The sequence below is a fragment of the Massilibacteroides sp. genome, from assembly GCF_028705895.1.
Classification (GTDB): domain Bacteria; phylum Bacteroidota; class Bacteroidia; order Bacteroidales; family Tannerellaceae; genus Massilibacteroides.
Genome location: NZ_JAQWCQ010000012.1, coordinates 59,962 through 70,200 on the forward strand (window position 1 = coordinate 59,962; position 10,239 = coordinate 70,200).

The 10,239-nt window shown below is 40.5% G+C and carries 9 protein-coding genes; 4 read left to right on the plus strand and 5 right to left on the minus strand.

Annotated features, from left to right (window positions below; all coding sequences use genetic code 11):
* The first annotated feature begins 126 nt into the window (after positions 1–126).
* Positions 127–921 (plus strand): gluconate 5-dehydrogenase, encoded by a 795-nt coding sequence (locus PHT93_RS04960; protein ID WP_300240192.1) that lies wholly within the window; start codon positions 127–129, stop codon positions 919–921.
* Positions 922–939: 18 nt separating this feature from the next.
* Complete coding sequence (locus PHT93_RS04965) at positions 940–1,251, plus strand: DUF3467 domain-containing protein (protein WP_300240194.1); 312 nt, start codon at positions 940–942, stop codon at positions 1,249–1,251.
* A gap of 62 nt (positions 1,252–1,313) precedes the next feature.
* On the opposite strand, the gene PHT93_RS04970 is transcribed toward PHT93_RS04965, so the two are convergent.
* From PHT93_RS04970 to PHT93_RS04990, 5 genes are read right to left on the minus strand one after another with little or no spacing between them, the layout of a single operon-like run.
* Positions 1,314–2,267, minus strand: a complete 954-nt coding sequence (locus tag PHT93_RS04970; RefSeq protein ID WP_300240197.1) for an N-acetylornithine carbamoyltransferase — start codon at positions 2,265–2,267, stop codon at positions 1,314–1,316.
* Positions 2,268–2,277: 10 nt separating this feature from the next.
* On the minus strand, positions 2,278–3,528 hold the full coding sequence (locus tag PHT93_RS04975; protein ID WP_300240199.1) for a glutamate-5-semialdehyde dehydrogenase: 1,251 nt from the start codon (positions 3,526–3,528) through the stop codon (positions 2,278–2,280).
* A gap of 11 nt (positions 3,529–3,539) precedes the next feature.
* Entirely contained in the window at positions 3,540–4,622 is a 1,083-nt protein-coding gene (proB, locus tag PHT93_RS04980; protein ID WP_300240201.1) for a glutamate 5-kinase, read from the minus strand.
* A 5-nt stretch (positions 4,623–4,627) separates the two neighbouring features.
* Positions 4,628–6,283 (minus strand): AMP-binding protein, encoded by a 1,656-nt coding sequence (locus PHT93_RS04985; RefSeq protein WP_300240203.1) that lies wholly within the window; start codon positions 6,281–6,283, stop codon positions 4,628–4,630.
* Positions 6,284–6,304: 21 nt separating this feature from the next.
* A complete protein-coding gene (locus PHT93_RS04990) occupies positions 6,305–6,859 on the minus strand; it encodes a cupin domain-containing protein (RefSeq protein WP_300240205.1) in 555 nt (184 codons plus the stop codon).
* 238 nt (positions 6,860–7,097) lie between these two features.
* Between PHT93_RS04990 and pruA the strand changes: the two genes are divergently transcribed.
* Both pruA and PHT93_RS05000 read left to right on the plus strand, forming a co-directional pair.
* Positions 7,098–8,729: an L-glutamate gamma-semialdehyde dehydrogenase gene (gene pruA, locus PHT93_RS04995; protein ID WP_300240207.1), complete on the plus strand. Its 1,632-nt coding sequence runs from the start codon at positions 7,098–7,100 to the stop codon at positions 8,727–8,729.
* 31 nt (positions 8,730–8,760) lie between these two features.
* Positions 8,761–9,951: a proline dehydrogenase family protein gene (locus tag PHT93_RS05000; RefSeq protein ID WP_300240209.1), complete on the plus strand. Its 1,191-nt coding sequence runs from the start codon at positions 8,761–8,763 to the stop codon at positions 9,949–9,951.
* Positions 9,952–10,239: the final 288 nt, after the last annotated feature.

Genomic DNA, 10,239 nt, shown 5'->3' on the forward strand with positions numbered 1-10,239 from the left:
ATATTACTATATTTGTGTTAATGTTATCTGGAAGTATATTGTTTATCGGGGCTTTTATTTGGACTAAAAAGGAAGGTTCAATCTGATACGCATATAAGAAATTGCTTAATTTTAAAATTTAATAAAATGGAAAATCAATTTTCATTGAATGGAAAAGTGGCTCTTGTTACCGGAGCATCTTATGGTATCGGTTTTGCTATTGCCAGTGCATTTGCTAATGCAGGTGCAAAGATCGTTTTTAACGATAGAAATCAAGAAGCCATAGAAAAGGGCTTAGCGGCTTATAAAGAAGCAGGTATTGACGCAAAAGGTTATGTGTGTGATGTGACGGATGAAGACGGTGTAAATGCAATGGTTGCCCGGATTGAAAGAGAAGTAGGCGTAATTGATATTTTAGTGAACAATGCCGGGATTATTAAACGTGTTCCTATGCATGAAATGTCAGCGGCAGAGTTTCGTCAGGTGATTGATATCGACCTGAATGGTCCGTTTATCGTTTCCAAGGCGGTTATTCCGAGCATGATTAAAAAAGGACATGGGAAGATCATCAATATCTGCTCTATGATGAGTGAATTAGGTCGTGAGACTGTTTCTGCCTATGCTGCAGCTAAAGGAGGTCTGAAGATGCTTACCCGTAATATCTGTTCTGAATACGGTGAACACAATATACAATGTAACGGTATAGGTCCGGGATATATTGCTACTCCGCAGACAGCTCCTTTAAGAGAAAAACAACCGGATGGATCTCGTCATCCTTTCGATTCTTTCATTATAGCCAAGACTCCTGCAGCACGTTGGGGAACTCCTGAGGATCTGCAAGGACCTGCTGTCTTTTTAGCCTCAGATGCTTCTAATTTTGTGAACGGACATATTTTGTATGTTGACGGAGGTATTCTTGCTTATATTGGTAAGCAACCATAATAATAACAATAGAGATATATGGAAAATAAAAATCAAGGCAACGAAATACAGGTAGAGTTATCGGATGAAATCTCTCAGGGGATATACTCTAATCTGGCAATTATTGCTCATTCGAGTTCAGAGTTTATTATTGACTTTATCCGTCTGATGCCGGGTACTCCCAAGGCAAAGGTGCAAAGCAGAATCATCTTGACACCTGATAACGCTAAACGTTTGCTTTACGCATTACAGGATAATATTGAAAAATTTGAAGCTCAGAAAAATAACGGTAAAACAGTTAAGTTTGAAGACATCATCCCTCCGATCGGAGGAATGAAAGGCGAAGCTTAAGAATTAGAAAATACCCGGTAAGGCACAGAAAACTTACCGGGTATTTTTTATAAATAAAGAATTTAAAGACTCTCAACTATTCGTTTCAAAACCACCTGAGCAGATATTTCACGGTTTGCTGCTTCTTGTATTACGATGCTCTGCGGACTTTCTATCACTTCGTCTGTCACAATCATGTTCCGTCTTACAGGCAGACAATGCATAAAATAAGCATTATTAGTTAGTGCCATTTTGGACTCATCAACAGTCCAACTACGGTCTTTACTCAATACCTGACCATAATTAGGGTCTGTGTAAACTGCCCAGTTTTTGGCGTAGATAAAGTCGGCGCCTTCAAAAGCTTTAGCCTGATCATACTCTACTTTGGCTTTTCCTACAAATTCAGGTGCAAGTTCATAACCCTGAGGATGGGTAATCACAAATTCATAGTCCGTCTCGTTCATCCATTCTGCGAAACTGTTGGGTACAGCCTGCGGCAGAGATCTTGGATGAGGAGCCCAGGTAAGGACAACTTTAGGACGAGCTGTCTTTTTATATTCTTCAATGGTGATCAGATCGGCAAAACTCTGTAGGGGATGACGAGTAGCCGCTTCCATACTGAATACCGGTCGGCCAGAATATTTGATAAACTGATTCAGAACCATTTCTGTATAGTCCTCCTTTTTATCCTCAAATCTGGCAAACGAACGAACGCCAATAACATCACAATAGCATCCCATTACCGGAATTGCCTCCAAAAGATGCTCCGGTTTGTCACCGTCCATGATAACTCCCCGTTCCGTTTCTAACTTCCAGGCTCCCTGGTTAATATCTAATACGATAGTGTTCATTCCCAGATTCATTGCTGCCTTTTGCGTACTCAGGCGGGTGCGTAGGCTGGAATTAAAAAAGATCATCAACAAGGTTTTGTTTTTACCCAGTTCTGTATGTTTGAATCTGTCTTTTTTGATCTCGAAAGCTTCTTTTACCGCTTGATTTAAATCGCCCAGGTCATGGACGCAGGTGAAATTTCTCATATCTTATTTTTTATTTAGTACGAATTTGACCGTTTCCTTCAATGATATATTTGTACGTCGTTATTTCCGCTAAAGCCATTGGCCCTCTGGCATGCGCTTTTTGCGTACTGATGCCTATTTCAGCACCGAAACCGAATTGAGCTCCATCTGTAAATGCCGTCGAAACATTTGAATATACACAAGCAGCATCAACCATGCGTTCAAAAAGACGTATAGCTTCTGCAGATTCACTAATAATACATTCACTATGTTTGGAACTATACTTACTGATATGTGAAATTGCCTCTTCGATTGTTGAAACCGTTCGAATGCTCATCTTATAATCCAGAAATTCCGTACCGAAACTTGCTTCTGTTGCCAGTTTCAGTAAACTTTCCGGATAATTCCCTTTTAATACATTATACGCCTCTTTGTCTGCATAAATTATTACATTGCTCTCTTGTAGTTTATTGCAAAGATAGGGGAGATCTGACAAACGTTCAGCATGAATAACCAAGCAATCAAGCGCATTACATACACTGACTCTCCGTGTTTTTGCATTCGTAATGATGGGCTGTCCTTTTTCTTTATCTCCATCCTTGTCAAAATAAGTATGACAGATACCTGCACCCGTCTCAATGATCGGTACAAGCGAGTTCCGGCGAACAAAATTGATCAACCCGCAGCTACCTCTTGGTATAATGAGGTCAACTAAACCAGTTGCATGCAATAGTATGTCGGTTGCTTCTCTGTCGGGAGGCAGTAAAGTGCATACATCTTTTGGAATATGATGCTCTGTTAATATCTTATGAATGATTTCTACTAATTTCTCATTAGAAAATTCAGCATCCGATCCACCTTTCAATACACATACGTTTCCACTCTTCAGGCATAGTGAAAAGACATCACAAGTAACATTCGGACGCGCTTCATAAATTACCCCAATTACTCCAAATGGAACGGAGACCTTACGAATAACCATTCCATTCGGACGGACGGTCTCACTCAGAATCTTGTCAAGAGGAGAGGGGAGAGAAGCCACATTCCGCATATCACCAGCAATACCGTCTATCCGTTCTGCAGTGAGTTTTAATCTGTCGTATTTCGGGTCTGAAACCTCCATGCGATCAAGGTCTCTCTGATTGGCTACCAGTATTTCCTCCTTATTTTCTTCTAATGCAGAAGCAATAGCGATCAGTAAGTCATTTATTTCTTTGTCAGCTAATCTGTTGAGCGCATTTTTTGCCTCAGAAGCTTTTATTAGTAATCCAGTTGCATCCATAGTTTAATCAATTAATCCAGATAAAGATAGTCATAATGTACCAAAGGCCTGATATCTTTAACGCCTATCAGTTTTTGTGCCTCTTTGCTGTCATAGGCAGCACAGCCTACACCCATCTGTTTACCTTCTTCATTGAATAGTTTTACGATATCGTCTTTCTCAAACTCGCCTACGATCTTTGTTACGCCTACAAATAAAACACTCGTAGCTTTCGGACTTAACAAAGCCTTTTCCGCTCCTTTATTAAGATGAACTTCCCCTTTGGCAAAACCTTCCGAATGGGCTATCCATTTCTTTACACTACTTACCGGTTTAGAAGAAGGGATAAAACGTGTGCAAATCGTTTTACTTTTCTCTTTCAGTAAATCACACAAGATATTATCCCGTTTCCCATTCGCAATGATAACGGCAATACCTTCTTCGGCTACTTTTCGGGCAATTGTACATTTGGTAAGCATCCCCCCTCTTCCGAATGAAGACTTTCCGGTTTGGATATATTCGGACAAGTCTTCTTGCTCTTCGTTTATCTCTGTAATTACAGCAGAACCCGGATCAGAGGGATTTCCATTGTAGATGCCGTCTATATTACTGAGTATGATCAGAGCATCCATTCCCATCATGGCAGCGATAAGGCCGGATAATTCGTCATTATCCGTAAACATCAACTCGGTTACAGATATGGTATCATTCTCATTGACTATCGGAATCACTTTGTTGTCTAACATTACCTCCATGCAATGTTTCTGGTTCAGATAATGCGTGCGACTCCCGAAGTTTTCCTTCGTGGTAAGAACCTGTCCGCAAACTAATCCATGTTCTCTGAACAATTCATAATAGCGGTTGATCAGCTTAGCCTGCCCGACAGCAGAATAAAGTTGACGTGCAGAAACTGCATCGAATTTCTTGTGTACCTTCAGCTCACTTTTCCCCGAAGCCACAGCGCCGGAAGAAATCAGTACGATCTCAATACCTTTCTTATGCAATTCTGCAATCTGGTCAACTAAAGCAGACATACGTGTAACGTCCAACGTACCGTCTTTTCTTGTCAACACGTTGCTGCCTACTTTAACTGCAATTCTCTTATATTGAAACATAAGATTTATTTATGATCTTTATCCCGTATCTCTACCCGGCGGATTTTGCCGCTGATTGTTTTCGGAAGTTCGTCGACAAAAGCGATGATTCGCGGATATTTATACGGAGCTGTCACTTGTTTTACATGGTCTTGTAGTTCCTTTATCAACTCATCCCCAGCCTTGTCTTTATATTCTTTGCTGAGCACAATAGTGGCTTTAACTACCTGGCCGCGTATTTCATCCGGTACTCCCGTGATGGCACATTCTACCACCGCTGAGTGAAGCATCAGTGCACTTTCAACCTCGAACGGGCCAATCCTGTAACCGGAACTTTTTATCACATCATCCACGCGACCTACGAACCAATAATACCCATCCTCATCTCTCCAGGCTACATCGCCGGTATGATAAACTCCGTCATGCCAAACGCTGTGGGTTAATTCCGGATCTCGGTAATACTCCTTAAACAGACCAAGAGGCTTGCTTTTCGATGTCCGTATAACGATTTCACCCTGTTCCCCGTCTTCCACCGAAGAACCGTCCGGACGGATCAGATCCATTTCGTATTGAGGATTCGGTACACCCATAGAACCGGGTTTAGGTCCCATCCAGGGGAACGTAGCGATGGTAAGAGTTGTTTCTGTTTGCCCGAATCCTTCCATTAGTTTTATTCCTGTGAGTTTCAGAAATGTATCATATACCGCCGGATTAAGAGCTTCACCTGCTATGGTACAATATTTTAAAGACGATAGGTCGTAGCTCGTTAAATCTTCACGGATCAGAAAACGGAAAATCGTAGGAGGCGCGCAAAGCGAGGTGATCTGATACTTCTGGATCATCTCCAGCATAGCTGAAGGAGTAAACTTTTCATGATCGTAAACAAATACAGTTGCTCCGGCAATCCACTGACCGTAAAGTTTTCCCCAAACGGCTTTTCCCCAACCAGTATCTGCAATAGTCAGATGCAGACTATCTCTGTGAAGATTATGCCAGAAGCTTGCCGTTACGATATGTCCTAAAGGATAAGTGAAATCATGTGCTACCATTTTGGGATTACCCGTTGTTCCCGAAGTAAAATACATTAATGAGATATCATCGTTTGTATTTACCTTTTCAGGACGTACAAATGGTTTTGCCTCCTTTATTCCCTGGTGGAAATCGAGAAATCCTTCGGGGACTAAAGGACCAACAGAAACAAGAGTCTCTATTGTTGGAGATTCCGGCATTGCATCTTTAACATGTTTACAAATCTCTTCTTCACCCGCGCAGACAATCATTTTAATGCCGGCAGCATTATTGCGATAAACAATGTCTTTTTTCGTAAGTAAGTGAGTTGCGGGTATTACAATTGCTCCAAGTTTGTGTAACGCCGTAATTGAAAACCAAAATTCATAGCGTCTTTTGAGTATAAGCATGACCATATCTCCACGTCTGATACCGAGAGATTGGAAATAAGCAGCCGTCTGATCCGAATACTGCTTGATCTCCGCAAAGGTGAAATCCATATGTTCTCCTTTGTCGTTTGTCCAACATAATGCCTGTTTTTGAGGTTCTTCCTCAGCCCAGGCATCAACAATATCGTATCCGAAATTAAAATTATCGGGTACATTTACTTTGAAATTGTTTATAAAATCCTCTTGAGAATTAAAACTTGTTCTATCTATATATTTTTCCAACATATGCTTGTTTTCTGTTGATCGCTATAAAATGATTGCGAGAAATTTTACTTCTTTACCGTCAAGTGCTTGCATGCCGTGAGGCAGTGATGAGTTAAAATAAATACTGTCTCCTTCTTCAAGGATAAGGTCTTTTCCGTTGATCTGAATAAGCATACGTCCACTTAATACAAAGTTGAATTCTTGTCCTGAGTGTGTGTTCTGATAAATCGTTTCTCCATCGGCTTTCGGATGTACGGTAACAATAAACGGATCTGCTTTCCGGTCGCTAAACCCCATGGCAAGTGATCGGTATTTATACACTTTCGTTCTTTCAACCGCTTCTCCTTTTCCTTTGCGGGTAATAAAATAGGAGTTCATTTTGGGCTCGCTGCCAAACATTAAAGTGGTTAATTCTACGTTGTATGCTTGTGCAATCTGATGTAAAACACTCACGGAAATATCTGTTTTTCCGCTTTCAAGTAGTAGATAGTCTTCCTTACTTAAATGACAAACTTTTGCCATTTCTTCAGTAGAGATATCTAAAGCCTCTCTCAGGCCTGCCAGTCGTTTGGCAATTTGTTCTATTTGTTCATTCATATCGTTCTCGGTTCGTTAAGATGATATCAACAAAGATAAATATAAAAAAATAGTTGTTACGAAAATGACGACAAATGTTTCAATGTGAAAGAAAGAGCTGGTGAAAATGAATATATGATATAAACGTCAAATGGATTGAAGAATATTTAACGATTACCCTATTTAATATCCTGTTAGTTTTTGCTAAGTTTACTGCATAGTTAAATTATACACAAATAATTTATAAAAATTTATTACTATGGATAACGCTCTTTTTTCATTTCCTAAACCCATTAACGAACCGGTTAAATCTTACGCGCCTGGCTCAAGTGAAAAAGTACAATTAAAACAAGCTCTTGCTCAAGTATCATCAGAGGAATGGGATATTCCCTTGATAATAGGAGGAAAAGAAGTACGTACCGGGAATACAGGAAAGGTAGTTATGCCTCACGATCACAGGCATGTTCTGGCAACTTATCACAAAGCGGGAGAGAAAGAAGTTCAAATGGCTATCGATGCAGCTATGGCAGCCCATAAGGACTGGTCTGAGTTGCCTTGGGTGGAACGTGCTTCCGTTATGTTGCGCGTTGCAGAATTATTTGCAACCAAGTATCGCTATTTATTGAATGCTTCATTGATGTTGGGACAAAGTAAGAATCCTTACCAGGCAGAGATTGATGCTCCTTGCGAATTAATTGATTTTCTGCGTTTCAGCACATACTATGCCGGACAGGTTTATGCTGATCAACCCAATTCGGATACAGGGATATTGAACCGTATGGAATATCGTGCATTAGAGGGATTTGTGTTTTCTCTGACGCCGTTTAATTTTACTTCTATTGCAGGAAACCTGAATATGGCTCCGGCTATGATGGGAAATACGGCAGTTTGGAAGCCATCTACTACTGCTCTTCATTCAAATTATTTATTGATGAAAGTTTTTCAGGAAGCCGGATTGCCTGATGGTGTGGTTAATTTTATACCCGGACAAGGAAGTGTTATTGGTCGCGTCGTGACGCAAAGTCGTGATTTGGGAGGATTCCATTTTACCGGATCTACTTCTACGTTTAATACCCTGTGGAGACAAATGGGGGAGAATCTGGGACACTATAAATCCTATCCTAAGATTGTGGGTGAAACCGGTGGTAAAAACTTTGTGTTTGTTCATCCTTCTGCACCAGCTCTTGAAGTTGCTACTGCAATTGTACGTGGTTCGTTCGAATATCAGGGACAAAAATGCTCTGCTGCTTCACGTGCTTATATCCCTGCATCACTTTGGAAGGACGTGAAAAATTACATTGGCGATATGCTAACAGAGATTCAGATGGGTGATCCTCAGGACTTCACCAATTTTGTGAATGCTGTAATTGATGAAGCTTCTTTTGATAACATAATGGACTATATAAATTATGCAAAGCAGGCTTCTGATGCTGAAATATTGTTTGGTGGAAATGGGGATAAATCTGAGGGATATTATGTAGAACCTACGGTTATACAAACCACTAATCCTCAGTTCAAAACAATGGTGGAAGAGATTTTTGGTCCGGTGGTAACTATTTATGTGTATGACGATAATAAATATGAGGAAACATTAGATATTTGCGACCGTACATCACCGTATGGATTGACCGGCTCTATTTTTGCCCGTGATCGTTACGCAATTGAACTGGCGTTTAATAAATTGCGTTATGCGGCAGGAAACTTCTATATCAATGATAAACCAACCGGAGCGGTTATTGCGCAACAACCATTTGGTGGTTCGAGGGCTTCGGGAACGAATGACAAAGCTGGAGGACCGTTGAACCTGATCCGTTGGACTAATGCCCGTGCGATCAAAGAAACGCTTGTTTCACCTACGCATTACGGTTATCCATTTTTGGGAGAAAAGTGATTTTAAGTCGGATCGTTAATACTTACGATGCATGTTAGACTTTAATAATCTTGAGATTGCGTTTTCATCGAAAACGCAATCTGAATTGAAAAATGCATACTTGTTGTTTACTGCGATCAAGTATCCGGCATTAGTGAAAATAGCAAAAGTTGCAACCTCTGTTGCGTTGAAAATTCATTTTCCTTTGGCTTGGGCTGTGAAGCCTACGCTCTACAAACAATTTGTCGGAGGAGAAACGCTCCAAGATTGTGAGCCTACGATTGATCATTTAAAACAATACCATGTCTTGTCAACATTGGATTTTTCGGCAGAAGGGGAAAGATCCGAAGAGGGTATTCGGGCTACTTTTGAAGAAACATTGAGGTCTGTTGATTATGCTGCGAAAAATCCACATATTGCGTATGCAGTATTTAAACCGTCAACATTAACTTATGACGATTTATTCTCCAAAGTGTCCGAGAAGCGCGAAAAGTTGACAATAGAAGAAGTCAAAAAATACTGTGAGTTCACAGAGCGTTTTATGGCTTTATGCCAACGGGCTTATGAAAATAATGTCCGTATTTTGGTGGATGCTGAGGACTATTGTTTTCAGGATGCCATTGACGAACTGACGGATGAGGCTATGCGTAAATATAACAAAGAACGTGCAATCGTATTTGCCACCTTACAAATGTATCGCCATGACCGCATGTCCTATCTTCGTCGCATCTTAGATGATGCTGTGGAAAAGGAGTACTATCCCGGGATTAAATTTGTTCGCGGAGCCTATATGGAAGAAGAACGTGCCCGGGCGGCTGAGTTTGGCTATCCTGATCCAATTTGCAAAGACAAAAAAGCAACTGATGCAAACTTTGATGAAGGAGTTCGTTTCGTCATAGAACATCTGGATCGCATGGAATTATTTATGGGAACGCATAATGAAGAAAGCAATTATAAACTTGCCCGGTTAATGCTCGATAAGAATTATTCTCCGGACGATAAACGCGTATTCTTTGCGCAATTGCTTGGTATGAGCGATAATATTTCTTTTAATCTTGCGAATGCCGGATATAATGTAACCAAATATGTACCCTACGCCCGTGTAAATGATGTGTTGCCTTACCTGATCAGACGAGCGGAAGAAAATACCTCAGTAGCCGGACAAACCGGTCGTGAACTTCGTATGCTACAGTCCGAAATGAGTAGAAGAAAGAGCAATAAAAAAAGGATTCCTATCAGTTGAAATTTTGAGGTAGGTGTAAATTGATTTAGAGGTAGGTCTAAAACAATTTAGAGGTAGGTGTAACAGAGCTGTCACAATATCCACGTATATATAATAATGTCTCTTCGCGCGCTGGAGGGGCAGCTCTGAATAAAATCTGTTATATTTGCGGGAAAAAGATGTTATGAAACCTCCATGACCAAAAAGTCACCCAAGAGGATGTAAATAGTTCTCGTTCTATGGTTTACCTTTGTGTTCAAACGAACCTCAAAAGTAAGATAGCATGGAAACAATTACTTTTCCTCAACA

Bases quoted from the DNA above. Each gene is read 5' to 3' on its own strand.
- PHT93_RS04960 (WP_300240192.1), top strand. From the start codon at position 127: ATGGAAAATCAATTTTCATTGAATGGAAAAGTGGCTCTTGTTACCGGA.
- PHT93_RS04965 (WP_300240194.1), top strand. From the start codon at position 940: ATGGAAAATAAAAATCAAGGCAACGAAATACAGGTAGAGTTATCGGAT.
- PHT93_RS04970 (WP_300240197.1), bottom strand. From the start codon at position 2,267: ATGAGAAATTTCACCTGCGTCCATGACCTGGGCGATTTAAATCAAGCG.
- PHT93_RS04975 (WP_300240199.1), bottom strand. From the start codon at position 3,528: ATGGATGCAACTGGATTACTAATAAAAGCTTCTGAGGCAAAAAATGCG.
- proB (WP_300240201.1), bottom strand. From the start codon at position 4,622: ATGTTTCAATATAAGAGAATTGCAGTTAAAGTAGGCAGCAACGTGTTG.
- PHT93_RS04985 (WP_300240203.1), bottom strand. From the start codon at position 6,283: ATGTTGGAAAAATATATAGATAGAACAAGTTTTAATTCTCAAGAGGAT.
- PHT93_RS04990 (WP_300240205.1), bottom strand. From the start codon at position 6,859: ATGAATGAACAAATAGAACAAATTGCCAAACGACTGGCAGGCCTGAGA.
- pruA (WP_300240207.1), top strand. From the start codon at position 7,098: ATGGATAACGCTCTTTTTTCATTTCCTAAACCCATTAACGAACCGGTT.
- PHT93_RS05000 (WP_300240209.1), top strand. From the start codon at position 8,761: ATGTTAGACTTTAATAATCTTGAGATTGCGTTTTCATCGAAAACGCAA.